This is a genomic window from Gluconobacter aidae (assembly GCF_009547075.1).
GTDB lineage: Bacteria > Pseudomonadota > Alphaproteobacteria > Acetobacterales > Acetobacteraceae > Gluconobacter > Gluconobacter aidae.
Genome location: NZ_WIPH01000013.1, coordinates 40,320 through 55,197, shown reverse-complemented (window position 1 = coordinate 55,197; position 14,878 = coordinate 40,320). Strand labels below are relative to the sequence as shown.

Genomic DNA, 14,878 nt, shown 5'->3' with positions numbered 1-14,878 from the left:
GGAACTGTCTGCTCATGGCCGGCGCCCCGTGAGGAGGAGCTGCGGGTTGCGCTCCACGTCCGTTGCAAAACCGCGCAGGGCGGAGGCGGCGGCGGCGATATCCCGCAGGCTTGCTTCGAGATTGGCGCGGTCGGCCGAACGCGGAGACGTCATGTTTTCCAGATTGGCCAGGCTCTTCGTGGCCTGCTGGACGGCGTCGTTGCTGTTCTGCAGGACGGCATGGAGTTCATGACCGCGCGCATTGAGCTGGGTCGTGCCCTCATTGGCCAGCCTGTCCACGCTGAGCAGGGTCCGTGTCAGGACGGGTTCGAGGTCCGTCACCGTCTTGCGGGCGGCATCGACCATGTCCCGGCTGTGATCGGAGGTTTCGCGGATGCTCTGCACAAGCGCCGGCAGTTCCCGATCGAGCTGATCCGAAAGCTGACGGACCGAGGCCAGGGTCGCATCGGCATTCTCGCCGATCTGCTTCAGCGGCAGGTCCTGAAGGCTCTGTGTCATGGCCGCGATGGTCGACTGTTTGGTCGGGATTTCGGTAATGCGGGCGATATCGGGATGCAGCACTGCCGGCGTCGAGGGGGCGAAATCCAGATCGATTTCGGACGTGCCGGTGACGAAGCTCTTGAGATTGATCTCACCGCGCAGCCCCTGTCTGACGAGATCTTCCATGCTGGGGCGATGATGGCTGTTGTTCGTCAGGATGATGTTGTCCGGCCGCATGGTGATATAGACCGGGATATAGGCGTCGTTTGTCACGGGATTGTATTCGATGGCCACGCGGTCCACTGCGCCGACCTGGACACCACGGAATGTGACAGGCGCTCCCACGGTCAGTCCCGAGGATGCGCCATGGAACACGAGAATGGCCTTTTCCGTCCGGGTGAAGGGATGGAAATTGCCGAACAGGACAAATGCCGCGACAATCAGGCCCGTCCCCCCAAGGACGAAAGCACCGACAAGAGCCTGCCTGTTCATCACGTGTTTCCTTCTTCGTCGCGTTCACGGTGCATGAAGGCATGCACCTGTGGATCGGTACAGTTGTCCCGCAGGCTCCGGGGGGAGCCATGGGCGATCGGGGTTTTTGTCCTGGCGTCCAGGAAAATGCCGTCATCGGCGATATGGAAGAGGCTTGGCAGTTCGTGGCTGACGATGACGATCGTCGCGCCAAGTCCGTCCCGCAGGTTCAGGATCAGGTCGTCGAGCCGGGCGGAGGTGATCGGATCAAGGCCGGCCGAAGGCTCGTCGAAAAACAGGATGTCCGGGTCCAGGGCGAGGGCGCGGGCCAGACCGGCACGTTTGCGCATCCCTCCACTGATTTCGGAAGGATAGAGATCAATCGCCTGCAACATGCCGACGAAACCCAGTTTCAGTTCCACGAGTCTGCGGATGACGTCGGGTTTGAGGTCCGTGAACATCTGAAGCGGCAGGGCGATGTTCTCGCCGACCGTCATTGAACTCCACAATGCGCCACTCTGGAACAGGACACCGAAGCGATGGTTCAGATCCGTACGATGGGCTTCACTTCCGGCCCAGTAGTTCTCGTCCCCGACATGATATTCGCCGGCGGACGGGCGCAGTAGCCCGATCATGCTCTTGAGAAGCGTGCTCTTGCCGCAGCCCGAGCCTCCCATGACGGCGAAGATGCTTCCCTTGCGTACATCGAGCGAGATGTTCTTCTGGATGACCTTGGGGCCGAAGGAGAGTGTGACATCGCGCAGGGACAGGACGGTCTGGTCAGGCATGGTCAGATCCCCAGAACATCGGCGATGACCGCGAAGATCGCGTCGATTGCGATGACGCCCACAATTCCGACGACGACAGCCCGTGTGGCGGCAATGCCCACATCCGCGGCCGAACGTCCGGCTTTCAGGCCGATCCGGCAGCTCGTCAGGCCAATGAAGGCCCCGAAAACGAGGCTTTTGGTGAAGCCGAAGATGAACTGGCCGATATGGAAGGCTGTGATGGTCTGATGGAAATACCCTGCCGCCGTGATGTCCAGCATCGAGATGGCCACGACGAAGCCGCCGAGCATGCCGATGAGACATCCGTACAGGTAAAGGAACGGCATCGTGATGATGAGCGACAGGACGGCCGGCAGGATCAGATAGGTTGAGGTCGGGATGCCGAAGACGTTCAGGGCATCGATTTCCTCATTGCCCTGCATGGTGGAAATCCGTGCGGCATAGGCGCCACCCGTCCGTCCGGCCATGATGATGGCGGTCATGACGGCGGCCATCTCACGCACCATGGCGATGCCGACCAGACTGGCGACATAGATGCCGGCGGCGAATTTCTGGAGTTCGACAGCGCCCACGAAGGCCAGGATCGCGCCGATCAGGAAGTTGACGATCCCCACGATGAGCAGGGCGTACGGACCGGCATCGGCCGTATTGGCCAGAAGGTCGACCATGCGCATCCGGCTGCGGCCGAGAAGCGTGAGAACAGCGCCCTTCGCCGTCAGCGCGCCCAGTTCGGAGACCACGCCGACTTCCGTCATCGAGGCGACGGCGTGATTGCCGACGGTTTCCAGAAAAGAGGTGCGGGCCGTCTTGTGATGAACGGGTTCGTCGGGGACTTCGGGCAGCAGTTCGAGAAGCTGGCGCATCGGTCCGGGCAGAGTCCGCATGTCCAGACTGACGCCGGCGTCATGGGCGACGCGCTTGAGATCCCACAGGAATGCCACAAGCCCGGTATCCCAGACCTGGAGATCGGATGTCTGGAAGGACAGATGGGCGCCGGGCGCCTTTTTCAGCCCGTCTTTCGGGAAAACGGGAATATTGCCCGCCCGCGCCTTCCAGATACCGCTCAGAACCATGACCGGCGCGGTCTGCTCGCCCTGTAGATACCACCGGGGCGTTCTGTCTGCGGGTTGTGCGGCCTGTGGCTCCGTCTCGATCTGGTCTGTCATGGACTCTGCATTTCCGGTCCTGACATCCCCCGATGCTGCAAAAGAGCGGAAAGGCTGGCGGGAAGTGACACTTGAAAAAACAACTGGCGGGCGGTTGCGGGCGGGACGGCGTGGAAATCCGATCACTGTCCTGATGTGGCACCTTATCGGCTACAGGAAAAAGATCAATGCTCATGAGGGGTCTGGCATGGATCGACTGTACCCGAAGGAGGCCGTTCTTTTCCTGATGGGAGGACTGACTGTTACGGGAATATTTCTGTTATGGTCATTCTGTCACGATTTGGAACCTGAAAACCTTCTATGGCCAGCCAGCTTTCCCTGATTGTCCCTTTCTTGAACGAAGAAGCCGCCATCAGCCATTTTGTACGGAGTATCCTGCCTGTCCTCGACGGGATTGCGGACACGGACTGGGAAATCGTCTGTGTCGACGACGGCAGCAGCGATGGCACGCTGCGGGAACTGATCGGATTTTGTGAAACCGACCGGCGGTTCAGGGTGCTCGAACTGTCGCGCAATTTCGGCAAGGAAGCCGCGCTGACGGCTGGCCTTGATGCTGCGACGGGAGACGCGGTCATCATCATTGACGCCGATCTCCAGGACCCGCCCGAGATCATCCCGAAAATGGTGCAGGTCTGGCGCGATGGGGCAGAGGTCGTGCTGGGCAGACGGATCGACCGCTCCAGCGACAGTCTGCTCAAGCGCAAGACGGCGTCCTGGTTCTATGCGCTGCATAACCGGCTTGCCCATATCCGGATTCCGGAAAATGTGGGGGATTTCCGTCTGATGGACCGATGCGTGGTCGAGGCGCTCAAAAGGCTGCCCGAGCGTCAGCGGTTCATGAAAGGTCTGTTCGCCTGGGTTGGCTTCCGGACGGTCAGCATCGATTACGTCCGCGCGCCCCGTGCGGTGGGCATGACGAAGTTCTCCGGCTATTCCCTGTGGAATTTCGCGCTTGAAGGCTTCACCAGCTTTTCCTCCGCTCCCATCCGGCTATGGACCTATCTGGGAACGGCGGGTGCGCTGCTTTCCATGTTTTATGCGCTTTTCATCGTGCTGCGGACGATCGTCTGGGGTAATCCCGTGCCGGGTTATACATCCCTGTTCGTGGCGATCATTTTTTTCAGCAGTGTGCAGATCATCAGTATCGGCATGCTGGGGGAATATATCGGCCGCATCTATATGGAGACGAAGCAGCGTCCGATTTACGTGCTCCGTCGCACGTACTGACTGGTCGAATGCGGCCAGGTATTCTGTTGCGTGATCGTAAAAAACAGCTACTCTTTTCCGTAAAGGATCAGGGCAGAGGAGAAATACGAAACATGCCGGAGAGGCTCGCCATAAAAAGGCACGGTTTTCTGACGCGGCGTCATGTCCTGTTCGGAGGGGCTGCGGCCTGTGTCAGTCAGATGGCCGCCTGCGCGCGTCCGGGTTCTTCGTTTGGCGCAGTGGATGTTCTCGTCCGGGATGCCATCAGAAGAGGCGAAGCTCCGGGCGCGGTGGTCGCGATCGGTCATGATGAAAAGATCGTGCACCGGTTCGTCTATGGAAAGCGCGCACTTGCTCCGGTGTCCGAACCTCTGGACTGGAAGACGCGCTTTGACATGGCGTCCCTCACCAAGCCGACCATGACGGCGCTGGCGGTCATGCAGCTGGTCGAGCAGCAGAAGCTGCAACTGGATGACCGCGTCAGCCAGTATTTTCCGGAATTTGCATCCAATGGAAAGGGCGACATTTCGGTTCGCCTGCTCATGACCCATTATTCCGGCCTGCCGCCGGATATTCCCCTGAACGATCCCTGGACCGGCAAGGCCGAGGGTGTCAGGCGGGCCATGATGTCTCCGCTCGCCAACCCACCGGGCGAGAAATTCGTTTATAGTGACATCAATTACATCATGCTGGGGCTTCTGGTCGAAAAGTTGAGCGGCCTGTCGCTCGACCAGTATGCGCGGATCAATATTCTTGAACCGCTGGGCATGACGGAATCCGGTTATCTTCCGGCGGCCAGCCTGCGTCCCCTCATTGCCCCGACACAGTATGACGAGCAGGGCAACATGCTGCGAGGCGTGGTGCATGATCCGACGGCTCGGAGAATGGGGGGCGTGGCCGGCCATGCCGGGCTGTTCTCGGATGCGCGGGACATGACGCTTTATGCGCAGGCTCTTCTGGATCGTCTGAAAGGACGTCCGAGCCGCTTCCCCCTGCGCCGGGAGACGCTCGTCCTCATGACCACACCGCAGCAGCCGGCAGGAAAAACGGAGCTTCGGGGACTGGGATGGGATATCGACACCCATTATTCGTCCCCGAGGGGAGAGGTGTTTTCCCGTCGCTCCTTCGGACATACCGGTTTTACCGGCACGTCTCTCTGGATCGATCCGGACAGCGACAGCTATGTGCTGATCCTGACCAACCGGGTCCATCCGTCAGGGGGGCACAGTGTCGTGCGGCTGAGGCATGATATCGCCACGGCAGCGGGAAGGGCGCTCGGCCTTTCCGCGCCGGTCTAGGACTTTTCCGCAACTGCGTTTCAGGGAACATGCCGGACACCGACGAAGGGGTGCAGCGGCTCTTTCGGGCAGATTCCGGGATACAGGGCGATCAGTTCAAGAACATGCCGCGTCAGGGCATCGCGGCTGGTTCTGATCTTTTCCCCTTCGGCCTGACGCACGGCATCGCTTTGCGACAGCAGATCACCGGCATACCCGACTTCCCGCGCCATTTCCGCATCCGGCAGTGCGGAGAGCGGGACGAACTGGACCGGAAGGTCAAGCGTCTGGGCTTTCGTGCGGTTCGCGTCCGCCTGAAGGCCGAAAACGGGCAGGGTGCCGGAACTGCTGACTGAAAAGCTGCCCGAGGACGTAAAGCTCCCCGACAGTGATAGCGTAACCGGCCCGGACATCATGGCGACAACCGGGTCCGGAACGTGCTGACTGCATTGCAGGGCACGGACGTTCCGGTCGAACCTTGTTTTCTGCTCCTCTGTCCACTCCTGCACATGCGAGGTGCTGACCACACCCGTTTTCGTCAGATCCATCTGGATGCCGGCAATGGCCTTACTGATCGTGACCGGGGAAGGAGACCCCGCCGAACAGCCGCCGAGAAGGGCGACTGCCAGCAGGGCCAGAGCAGGACGACCGGAGGAAATCCGGCCGTTCATACGCCTCTCACTTCCCCCAGAAGGGCCTCGAAGGCTTCCCCGTTCGGCGATGTGCCGGGAATACCGAGCCAGTTCTGACGCGACAGCAGACCATAGGCTTCATCGGCAATCTTCGTGAAGGTATCCCACGGCATGAAGGTCCGCGTGCCCCAGGTATTGAAGAAAAGCCCTTGGGGATTGTAGCCCACGAGGGCGATGGCATGACCGCCCACCGGTGTTCGGTCGGAAATGGCGTTCCAGTCCCATGTCGCGCCCAGTGGAAGATCCATGAAGCCCTGTGGCACCTGCACCCCTGCGAGAACACCGCCAAGATAGCAGATGCCGCGGCGGATCCCGTCGCAGTCCTGCGGATCGATCGTGCCGTAAGCCGTCAGGTAATCCAGGGTCTGTCCCGGACGGTGCAGACCCTGACGCAGCCAGAAGTTCAGCTCGTCCAGCAGAACCGTTCCGTTGTCCCGAGCCCCCGTCTGTGGATCGAACCCGGTCACGGCCCCGTAGTTGTTCAGCACCATCTTCGTGGAGAGGATGACCAGCCCCTGTGCGGCATGGGTCCATGTCGCCGTCAGGGCCGCATGGGCCGCGAATGCACAGCAGCCATACCGGTCATTGCCCCACATCTGATAGGGCACTCCTTCGGACCAGTCTTTCTGCACGGGAATGGCGGGAAAGTGTGCGGCCAGCATGGGCACCAGACGATAGGTTCTCAGATCATGCTTGGGCGCACGTTTGCCAAGGCATCGGGACATGGACAACTCCGGCAGGAACATAAAAAAAGGAGCGGTTCAGGCGAACCGCTCCTGTCTTTCGGGTGAGGAAGCGGACGGAGCGTCAGACGCCCTGATAGATCCGGGCGCGGATCAGTTCCGGCGATTGCGTCGTGGCTGCGAAAGGGGCGGCCGTAACGCCTGCGAGGGCTTCGATCAGGGGGATCATCGCGGATACCGTGCTCATGTAAGTGGCGGCGGAGGGCGAGTAGACCTTCACGATCGGTGTTGCGATGGCCATCAGGGTCTGAAGGTCGGTGCCAAGGCTTTTGGCCCAGTCCTTGCCGGTCGTGATCGTAATGGAGCCGTTCGAGTTGGCCGCAACCTGTGCGGTCACGCTCCTGATCCGGGCGATCAGCTTGTCGAACGTCGCCTTGTCCGTGGCGGACAGATGACTTTCCAGATCCGGAATGCTCTCGATGGCCTGAACCGCATAGGCGATGGCGGCGGCGTCACTGCTCAGGGCCTGGGTGTTGAAAGTGGTCGTGCTGCCGGTCGTGGTGCAGGCGCTCGTGGACGCGAGAAGAACGGCGCCAAGGCTCAGGGCGATCAGACGGTTACGCATCAGTAAAAGCTCCAGAAATGAAAAAAGCCGCCTCAGGGGAGCGGCCATGGATCGTTAAAATGAAAATTGTCTCCGGGCAGGCTGTCAGCCCGGTTGTGAAATGACCGATGTTGAAATCAGTCGACGCGACGGGGCGGCTCACCGGCCTTCGGATGCGTCGAGGCCATATCCAGCCCCAGTTTTTCGGCGTCTTTCGCACGGGAGGAGCCAACCGGCACCATGATGGCTTTCGCCCCCGGCTGATAGGCGCTGGTATTCCAGCCTTTCGCCTGCGCGATCATGCTCACGATCCGGAACAGCGGCAGCAGCTTCGACGTGCTGGCCGGCGGCTTCCAGAAGCGCAGGGCCAGCGCGGCCGAGGCAACGAGAAATGTGATGATTGAAACAATATCGCCAGCGTATTTGGCAGGCAGATAGGGCAGGATTGTCTGGAACAGCGATGTCCAGTCCATTGTCATCTCCGGCTATGAAAAACCGCCCCGAAAAGGCGGGCGTGTCAATACACACTGCCGGTCTAGGGAGAAGTTTTCGCACGCACCAAGGAGAAAATGCCGTCAAGCGGCAACTGGCAGTTTCCGCAGGTCTTCAGCAGCAGGATCGGCCGTTTGACGATCTCTCGCGAACACCATACGGTTCGGCATCATCACGATTATTACGGGCGATTTCATGGTGTTCAATTTCAGGCTCGCCGCACTCCTCGCGGCTTCGGCGTTTTTTCTTTCGGCTGAAGCGCATGCCGCTTCCACGAACCCGTTCTTTTCGGCAAGCACGCTGCCCTATCAGGCCCCGCGCTTCGACCAGATCACGGACAGTGACTATGCCCCGGCCTTTGAGCGCGGAATGGCCGAGCATCTGCGCGAGATCAGGGCAATCGCCAATAACCGTGCCGCTCCCACCTTCGACAACACCATTGCCGCCATGGAACGCGCGGGCCAGACCCTCAACCGCGTGCAGATGACGTTCTATGGCGTGTATCAGGCCAACACCGACGATACGCTGGACAAGGTGCAGAGCCAGGAAGCCCCGCGCCTGACCGCCCATGAAGATGAAGTCTATCTGAACGCGAAGCTCTTCGCCCGCGTGAAGTCCCTTTATGACCGCCGCGAAAAGCTCAACCTGACGCCCGAACAGGCCCAGCTTCTCGATATCTATTACCAGCAGTTCGTCCACGCTGGCGCTGAACTCTCCGCGGCGGACAAGACGAAACTGCGCGCGATCAACACGCGCCTTTCCAGTCTTGAGACGCAGTACGAGCAGAAGCTGATTGCCAGCGCCAAGAACGGCGCCCTGATCGTGGACAGCAAAAAGGCGCTGGCCGGTCTGGATGACAACACGATCGCCTCGGCTGCCAAGGCCGCGCAGGAGCGTGGGCTGACTGGTAAATGGGTCATCCCCCTTCAGAACACGACGCAGCAGCCGGCCCTGTCTTCCCTGACCGGCCGAGAAACCCGCCAGGCCCTGTTCGAGCAGAGCTGGACCCGCGCCGAGAAGGGCGACAAGAACGATACCCGCGCCACGATCGCCGAACTGGCGGAACTCCGCGCGCAGAAGGCCGCGCTCTTCGGCTATCCGAATTTCGCCGCCTATACGCTGTACGATCAGATGGCCAGGACGCCGGAAGCCGCGGAAAACTTCATGCAGCAGCTCGTTCCGGCCACGGTCGCCGAGCAGAAGCGCGAAGCCGGGGTCCTTCAGAAGGCCATTCGCAAGGACGGCGGAAAGTTCGATCTGAAGCCCTGGGACTGGGAGCATTATTCCGATCAGGTGCGCCGGGCGAAGTACAATCTCGATCAGGATGAAATCAAGCCGTATTTCGAACTCAAAACGGTCCTGACGGATGGCGTGTTCTTTGCCGCCAACCAGCTTTACGGGATCACGTTCCAGCAGCGGACGGATATCCCCGTCTATCAGCCTGACGTCATGGTCTTCGAAGTCCATGACAAGGACGGCTCTCCGCTGGGCCTGATGTATTTCGATTACTTCAAGAGGGACAACAAGTCCGGCGGTGCCTGGATGTCCAACTTCGTCGGGCAGTCCAAGCTGCTTGGGACGAAGCCCGTCATCTACAACGTCGCCAACTTCACCAAGGCGGCCCCCGGCCAGCCGCAGCTCATCACGTCCGACGACGTGACGACCATGTTCCACGAATTCGGCCATGCTCTGCATGGTCTGTTCGCGGACCAGACCTATCCGTCGCTGTCCGGCACGAGTGTGGCGCGCGACTTCGTGGAGTTCCCCTCGCAGTTCAACGAGAACTGGGCGCTGGACCCGAAGGTCCTGTCGCATTACGCCCGGCACTACAAGACCGGCGCCCCGATGCCCAAGGCCCTGGTCGAGAAGATCCGCAAGGCCGCACATTTCAACCAGGGCTATGCGCTGGGCGAGATCGTCGCCGCAGCCGAACTGGACATGAAGTGGCACAGCCTGCCCGCGACGGCACCGCGTCAGGACGTGGACAGGTTTGAGAGCGATGCGCTGAACAGCACGGGGCTGGACGTCGCAGCCGTTCCGCCGCGTTATCGTTCCAGCTACTTCCTGCATATCTGGTCCAACGGATATGCAGCCGGCTATTACGCCTATCTGTGGACGGAAATGCTGGATCAGGACGTGTTCTCCTGGTTCCAGGAGCATGGGGGGCTGACACGTGAAAACGGACAGCGCTTCCGCGACATGATCCTCTCGAAGGGACATACCATGGATTACGCCCCGATGTTCCGCGCCTTCTACGGCCGCGACCCGGACATCACCCCGATGCTGGTGCATCGTGGGCTTGTTTCCGAACAGGGCAGGTAATTACCAGCCGGGAGGAAAGACCTGACCCTTCCTCCCGGGCTTTCCTTTCGGGACAAAAACATGCCGGCACCTACGCTCAGAATGAGCTTCCTTCGTTTTGTGGTCCATTCGTTGCGACTTCGGTATGGATGGTCGCAACGGGCGCCCAGTGGACGATCCAGGCGTTCAACATGGACAGTTACTGGACCTTGGGCCGTGATCTGCTTGCGGCCGTCATGGCGCTGCTGATGATGCAGGTGCGCGGCGCGTTGGGTTTTCAGGATGGAACATTCGTCATGGGAGCGCTCACACTCTGTGTCCTGAGGATACTCGCACAGGATTATCAGCGCGATCCGGTTGAAAAGAGCGTCTATATCCGCCGCGATCGCGTGGAACCGGCGGCACTGAAAGACGCCGGCCCGATTTCTTCTTCCCAGAACCATAACTGAAGATATGCTCTTGCCATGACACAGAAGACATTCCCCCGACGCAGCCTGTTTCTCGCCACTGTCCTGACAGCGGTTCTTCTCGCTCCGGTCGCCGGTCATGCCGACCCTACAGCCGAGATCAGCCCGTCCCGCATGTCGGAGACGATGAAGATCCTGGCGTCCGACCGGTTCGAGGGCCGTGCCCCCGGAACGGAAGGGGAGAAGGTCACGGTTCCTTGGCTGATCGCGCAGTACAAGGCTCTGGGGCTTGAACCGGCTGGCGAAAATGGCGGATGGACGCAGACTGTCCCCATGATCCGCACCAGAACCGCCGCGAACGGTTCCATCAGCGCCCGGATCGGCGGCAGGACGCTTCCCCTGATCCAGCTACAGGACATCTATCTCTCGACGCTGCTGCCGGAAGACCGGCTTCAGATCAAAAATGCTCCGATGGTTTTCGTAGGCTACGGCGTATATGCGCCGGAGCGCCAGTGGGATGATTTCAAGGGCGTCGATCTCAAGGGCAAGGTCGCGGTTTTCCTCGTCAACGATCCCGATTTCGATGCGGTTCCCGGTGAGCCCGTCGCCGGTCGCTTCGGCGGCAAGACCATGACGTATTACGGCCGCTGGACCTATAAATACGAGGAAGCTGCCCGGCGTGGCGCCATCGCCGCCCTGATCGTGCACGATACGGCAGGCGCGTCCTATCCCTGGAGCACGGTCGTGGCACCGGGCGGTGAGGCGTATGATGTGGAACATGCCGCTACCGAAAGCCCTCCCGTTCCTGTTCAGGGCTGGCTTGAGGGCAAGACCGCCGCCGCACTGTTCCGGCAGGCCGGGTTGAATCTTGAGGCCCTGCGGATTAAGGCCCGTTCCGGGAGCTTCCGTCCCGTCACGCTGAAGCACACGACGTTCTCAGCCGACCTGCCGGTCACGGTCGATCGTCTGCAAAGCCAGAACGTACTCGCCAAAATCACAGGCGCGAAATATCCGGACGAAACGGTCATGTTCGGTGCGCACTGGGACGCTTACGGCAAGAGCACCGACGCGCAGGGCCATACTGTCATCCGTCGCGGTGCAATCGATGACGGCTCGGGAATTGCAGCCCTGTTCGAAATCGCCCGTGCTTTCAAGGCCGGTCCAAAGCCCGACCGGACCATCCGTTTCGCTGCCTGGACGGGCGAGGAGCGCGGTCTGCTGGGATCAGGCTGGTACGTCGCCCATCCGCTGGCGCCGCTGGACAGAACGGCTGCCAATCTGACGATGGACGTGCTCCAGATGGCTGGCCCTGCGCATAACGCCTTCATCATCGGGGCAGGGCAGGACACGCTTCAGGAACAGTTCGCGGCCGCCGTGGCTCTTCAGGGCCGCACCGCACAGCCCGAAGCGATGCCGGAACGCGGCGCGTTCTATCGCGCGGATCATCTGCCGTTCGCACGGGCTGGCGTGCCGGTCCTTGCGGTCATGGATATGGCCGGTAAGTTCGATCTTCTGAAGGGTGGAACGGAAGCCGGCGGAAAATGGCTGACGGCCTACATGGCCTGCTACCATCAGGCCTGCGATGCCTGGAGCCCGGACTGGGACGTCCGTGGTGCCGCGCAGGACGTCTGGGCTGTCTGGAAAGTCGGGCATGACGTGGCCTTCTCGCATGACTGGCCGCAATGGAAGGCCGGTTCGGAATTCGCCGCAATCCGCCAGAAGACCGCTCCGGCTACGGTTCAGTAAGACGCGCTATTTCCGGTTCCGTCAGATCGTCCAGGGCGGAACCGGCCCATAGCGTTCAACCAGAAAATCGATCATCGCCCGGATTTTGAGCGGGACATGAGGCGTCGGAGCATAGACAGCATGCAACTCCGGCCCCGTCATGACGGGCACATCAAGAGGTAGCGGAACCAGCCGACCTGATTTCAGCTCATCCGAAAGGATGAATATCGGCTGGTAGATGATGCCCTGTCCGGCCACGGCAGCTTCGCGCAGGATATCGCCGTTATTGGCATGCATGGGACCGCTCACCGGGACCGTGCGCTCGCCGTTCGGACCAAAGCTCCAGCGCGCGCTGCTGATTTCGTCGCCAAGCGTGTAACCCAGACAACGATGCTTAGGCAGGTCGGCAACGCTGCGGGGTGTGCCACACTCTGCCAGATAGGACGGTGCCGCGCAGACCACGAAATCGACCTGCGCCAGCCGACGCGACCGCAACGCGCTCGATGGCATTCGCCCGATGCGCAGCGTCAGATCCCATCCTTCGGTAATCGGATCAATCCGCCGGTCATCAAGCCCCAGTTCGACCGTAACGAGGGGATGGCGTCGGCTGAATTCCGGCAGGATCGGCCCGACATGCCGGATGGCGAACGAGACCGGCGCATTCAGGCGCAGAAGCCCGCGCGGCTCCTGGTTTTCCGCCGAGACTTCCTGTTCCATCTCTTCCAGATCCGTCAGGATTTTCTGACTGCGGATGAAAAAGAGACGCCCCGGTTCCGTCAGCGACAGCCTGCGCGTGCTGCGATGGAACAGTGAGATCCCCAGCCGGCTTTCCAGAGCGGTAATGTGTTTCGTGATCATCGTCTGTGACAGACCCAGTGAGCGCGCGGCCCCTGAAAAGCTGCCTTGAGCCACGACCTTTGCAAAAACCTGCATGCCCGTGAAGCGATCAAGCATTCACCTCACACTCCTGGTGTCAGATCCTATCCCGGATCAGGGAGTTATTCTTTTTAAGTGAGGGTGGCAAGATCAGTCCCATCGTACGGAACGGAGACACTCACGATGACCCTGAACGATCAGGACACGACGCGGCAGCCCGTTCTTTTTCTGCCGCATGGTGGTGGTCCCTGCTTCTTCATGGAGTGGGGAACGACATGGGATCGCATGGCGGTCTATCTCCGTTCCGTGAGGCCATCCCTGCCACGTCGTCCGGATGCCATTGTGGTCATGTCCGGTCACTGGGAGACACAGGGTATGGTCGTCGGATCAACGGCTCATCCGTCGCTGATCTACGATTATTACGGCTTTCCGCCTCACACCTATCAGCTTGAATATCCCGTACCCGGATCGCCGATCGTGGCAGGGAAAATCCGCGATCTCCTGCGTCACGGGGGTATGGCCTGTACGGAAAATGCCACCCGAGGGCTGGATCACGGGGTGTTCATTCCCTTCATGCTCGCATTTCCCGATGCGGATGTCCCGGTTGTGGAGATTTCCCTGCCAGGGTCGCTGGATGCCGCAGGCGTCCTGCAACTCGGGGAGATGCTGGCGCCTTTGCGGGACGAAAACATACTGATCGTGGGCACGGGCATGACTTACCACAACATGCGTCATCTGATGCGCCCCGATGGCGTGTCGGATGCGCAATCCGTAGCGTTCGATACCTGGCTTCAGCAGGCGATCGAGGCTCCGCTCGCCCGTCGCACACAAAGCCTTCTGGACTGGGAGCACGCCCCGTTTGCGCGGGAGTGCCACCCTCAGCCGGAACATCTCCTGCCGTTGATGTTCGCCGCCGGAGCCGCGGGAACCGACGCGGGCCATCGCGATTACAACGATATCGTCATGGGGAAGGCCCTGTCCGGTTTCCGGTTTGGCTGATGTCCTCAATTCACTTCATCAAGAAAGATCATGACATCATGAAAACACGTTTCCTCAAGGGCGCAGGCGCTGCGTTCGCTCTCGTCCTCCTGTCTTCCACGGCTTATGCTGCCAACCCTGCGGATGTGCAGTCCGGCGCCTATACGGTCGAGACCAGCCATACACAGATCGGTTTTTCCGTGCTGCATTTCGGCTTCACCTATTATTCCGGCCAGCTTTCCGGCGTCACCGGCGCGCTTCAGCTTGATACGGCCCATCCCGAGGCCTCGCACCTGAACGTGACCATCCCGGTTTCGAGCATTTCAACTACCAGCACGGTTCTGACCGGCGAACTCAAAAACAGTGAATGGTTCGATGTCGCGAAATATCCGGATGCGACCTTCGTCTCGACGCGGGTTCGTCGCACGGGGACGGATGAAGCTCTGGTAACCGGCAACCTGACGCTGCATGGCGTCACCCATCCGGAAGTCCTGCACGTCCGTTTCGTGGGCGCAGGCATCAACCCGATGGACAAGGCCTATACGGTCGGCTTTCAGGCCGACGCGACGATCCATCGCAGCGATTTCGGCGTGAAGAAATATGTCCCCTATGTCGGCGATGACGTGACGCTGACGATTGCCGGGGCATTTGAGAAGACTGCCGCGAAATAACGCGCATAAAAGAAAACGGCTCACGAGAGTGGACCGTTTTCTTTTTCAGACTGTCCGGAAA

General features: G+C 60.5%; 15 protein-coding genes. 7 read left to right on the top strand and 8 right to left on the bottom strand.

Annotated features, from left to right (window positions below):
* Positions 1-12 precede the first annotated feature (12 nt).
* Genes GFJ39_RS07665 through GFJ39_RS07655 form a run of 3 tightly spaced genes read right to left on the bottom strand, consistent with a single transcriptional unit; the run spans position 13 to position 2,905 of the window.
* Positions 13-972: an MlaD family protein gene (locus GFJ39_RS07665; RefSeq protein ID WP_153430783.1), complete on the bottom strand. Its 960-nt coding sequence runs from the start codon at positions 970-972 to the stop codon at positions 13-15.
* Positions 972-1,739, bottom strand: a complete 768-nt coding sequence (locus GFJ39_RS07660) for an ABC transporter ATP-binding protein (protein WP_153430782.1) — start codon at positions 1,737-1,739, stop codon at positions 972-974. The genes GFJ39_RS07665 and GFJ39_RS07660 overlap by 1 nt, the downstream gene beginning before the upstream one ends.
* A 2-nt stretch (positions 1,740-1,741) precedes the next feature.
* Entirely contained in the window at positions 1,742-2,905 is a 1,164-nt protein-coding gene (locus GFJ39_RS07655) for an MlaE family ABC transporter permease (RefSeq protein WP_153430781.1), read from the bottom strand.
* A gap of 300 nt (positions 2,906-3,205) precedes the next feature.
* On the opposite strand from GFJ39_RS07655, the gene GFJ39_RS07650 reads away from it, so the two are divergent.
* Together GFJ39_RS07650 and GFJ39_RS07645 are read left to right on the top strand one after the other, a co-directional pair.
* Complete coding sequence (locus GFJ39_RS07650; RefSeq protein WP_153430780.1) at positions 3,206-4,132, top strand: glycosyltransferase family 2 protein; 927 nt, start codon at positions 3,206-3,208, stop codon at positions 4,130-4,132.
* 92 nt (positions 4,133-4,224) lie between these two features.
* Positions 4,225-5,409, top strand: a complete 1,185-nt coding sequence (locus GFJ39_RS07645) for a serine hydrolase domain-containing protein (protein WP_153430779.1) — start codon at positions 4,225-4,227, stop codon at positions 5,407-5,409.
* A 20-nt stretch (positions 5,410-5,429) separates the two neighbouring features.
* On the opposite strand, the gene GFJ39_RS07640 is transcribed toward GFJ39_RS07645, so the two are convergent.
* The 4 genes from GFJ39_RS07640 to GFJ39_RS07625 form a co-directional block, all read right to left on the bottom strand.
* Entirely contained in the window at positions 5,430-6,059 is a 630-nt protein-coding gene (locus GFJ39_RS07640; RefSeq protein ID WP_153430778.1) for a hypothetical protein, read from the bottom strand.
* Positions 6,056-6,805: a hypothetical protein gene (locus tag GFJ39_RS07635; protein WP_153430777.1), complete on the bottom strand. Its 750-nt coding sequence runs from the start codon at positions 6,803-6,805 to the stop codon at positions 6,056-6,058. The genes GFJ39_RS07640 and GFJ39_RS07635 overlap by 4 nt, the downstream gene beginning before the upstream one ends.
* An 82-nt stretch (positions 6,806-6,887) precedes the next feature.
* Complete coding sequence (locus GFJ39_RS07630; RefSeq protein ID WP_153430776.1) at positions 6,888-7,388, bottom strand: hypothetical protein; 501 nt, start codon at positions 7,386-7,388, stop codon at positions 6,888-6,890.
* 116 nt (positions 7,389-7,504) lie between these two features.
* Entirely contained in the window at positions 7,505-7,840 is a 336-nt protein-coding gene (locus tag GFJ39_RS07625) for a hypothetical protein (RefSeq protein WP_153430775.1), read from the bottom strand.
* Between the two features lie 214 nt (positions 7,841-8,054).
* On the opposite strand from GFJ39_RS07625, the gene GFJ39_RS07620 reads away from it, so the two are divergent.
* The 3 genes from GFJ39_RS07620 (at position 8,055) to GFJ39_RS07610 (ending at position 12,313) form a co-directional block, all read left to right on the top strand.
* On the top strand, positions 8,055-10,181 hold the full coding sequence (locus GFJ39_RS07620) for a M3 family metallopeptidase (protein ID WP_153430774.1): 2,127 nt from the start codon (positions 8,055-8,057) through the stop codon (positions 10,179-10,181).
* Positions 10,182-10,351: 170 nt separating this feature from the next.
* Positions 10,352-10,609 carry a hypothetical protein gene (locus GFJ39_RS07615; RefSeq protein ID WP_153430773.1) on the top strand — a complete coding sequence of 86 codons (258 nt, stop codon included), beginning with the start codon at positions 10,352-10,354 and terminating at the stop codon, positions 10,607-10,609.
* Between the two features lie 15 nt (positions 10,610-10,624).
* Positions 10,625-12,313 carry a M28 family metallopeptidase gene (locus GFJ39_RS07610; RefSeq protein ID WP_153430772.1) on the top strand — a complete coding sequence of 563 codons (1,689 nt, stop codon included), beginning with the start codon at positions 10,625-10,627 and terminating at the stop codon, positions 12,311-12,313.
* A 21-nt stretch (positions 12,314-12,334) separates the two neighbouring features.
* On the opposite strand, the gene GFJ39_RS07605 is transcribed toward GFJ39_RS07610, so the two are convergent.
* Complete coding sequence (locus GFJ39_RS07605; RefSeq protein WP_153430771.1) at positions 12,335-13,246, bottom strand: LysR family transcriptional regulator; 912 nt, start codon at positions 13,244-13,246, stop codon at positions 12,335-12,337.
* A gap of 105 nt (positions 13,247-13,351) precedes the next feature.
* Between GFJ39_RS07605 and GFJ39_RS07600 the strand changes: the two genes are divergently transcribed.
* Positions 13,352-14,167 carry a DODA-type extradiol aromatic ring-opening family dioxygenase gene (locus GFJ39_RS07600; RefSeq protein ID WP_153430770.1) on the top strand — a complete coding sequence of 272 codons (816 nt, stop codon included), beginning with the start codon at positions 13,352-13,354 and terminating at the stop codon, positions 14,165-14,167.
* A gap of 38 nt (positions 14,168-14,205) precedes the next feature.
* Positions 14,206-14,817, top strand: coding sequence for a YceI family protein (locus tag GFJ39_RS07595; protein ID WP_153430769.1), 612 nt, complete (start codon positions 14,206-14,208; stop codon positions 14,815-14,817).
* The last annotated feature ends 61 nt before the right edge of the window (positions 14,818-14,878 follow it).

Excerpts from the sequence above, each read along its gene's own strand:
- GFJ39_RS07665 (WP_153430783.1), bottom strand. The coding sequence starts at position 972 with ATGAACAGGCAGGCTCTTGTCGGTGCTTTCGTCCTTGGGGGGACGGGC.
- GFJ39_RS07660 (WP_153430782.1), bottom strand. The coding sequence starts at position 1,739 with ATGCCTGACCAGACCGTCCTGTCCCTGCGCGATGTCACACTCTCCTTC.
- GFJ39_RS07655 (WP_153430781.1), bottom strand. The coding sequence starts at position 2,905 with ATGACAGACCAGATCGAGACGGAGCCACAGGCCGCACAACCCGCAGAC.
- GFJ39_RS07650 (WP_153430780.1), top strand. The coding sequence starts at position 3,206 with ATGGCCAGCCAGCTTTCCCTGATTGTCCCTTTCTTGAACGAAGAAGCC.
- GFJ39_RS07645 (WP_153430779.1), top strand. The coding sequence starts at position 4,225 with ATGCCGGAGAGGCTCGCCATAAAAAGGCACGGTTTTCTGACGCGGCGT.
- GFJ39_RS07640 (WP_153430778.1), bottom strand. The coding sequence starts at position 6,059 with ATGAACGGCCGGATTTCCTCCGGTCGTCCTGCTCTGGCCCTGCTGGCA.
- GFJ39_RS07635 (WP_153430777.1), bottom strand. The coding sequence starts at position 6,805 with ATGTCCCGATGCCTTGGCAAACGTGCGCCCAAGCATGATCTGAGAACC.
- GFJ39_RS07630 (WP_153430776.1), bottom strand. The coding sequence starts at position 7,388 with ATGCGTAACCGTCTGATCGCCCTGAGCCTTGGCGCCGTTCTTCTCGCG.
- GFJ39_RS07625 (WP_153430775.1), bottom strand. The coding sequence starts at position 7,840 with ATGGACTGGACATCGCTGTTCCAGACAATCCTGCCCTATCTGCCTGCC.
- GFJ39_RS07620 (WP_153430774.1), top strand. The coding sequence starts at position 8,055 with ATGGTGTTCAATTTCAGGCTCGCCGCACTCCTCGCGGCTTCGGCGTTT.
- GFJ39_RS07615 (WP_153430773.1), top strand. The coding sequence starts at position 10,352 with ATGGACAGTTACTGGACCTTGGGCCGTGATCTGCTTGCGGCCGTCATG.
- GFJ39_RS07610 (WP_153430772.1), top strand. The coding sequence starts at position 10,625 with ATGACACAGAAGACATTCCCCCGACGCAGCCTGTTTCTCGCCACTGTC.
- GFJ39_RS07605 (WP_153430771.1), bottom strand. The coding sequence starts at position 13,246 with ATGCTTGATCGCTTCACGGGCATGCAGGTTTTTGCAAAGGTCGTGGCT.
- GFJ39_RS07600 (WP_153430770.1), top strand. The coding sequence starts at position 13,352 with ATGACCCTGAACGATCAGGACACGACGCGGCAGCCCGTTCTTTTTCTG.
- GFJ39_RS07595 (WP_153430769.1), top strand. The coding sequence starts at position 14,206 with ATGAAAACACGTTTCCTCAAGGGCGCAGGCGCTGCGTTCGCTCTCGTC.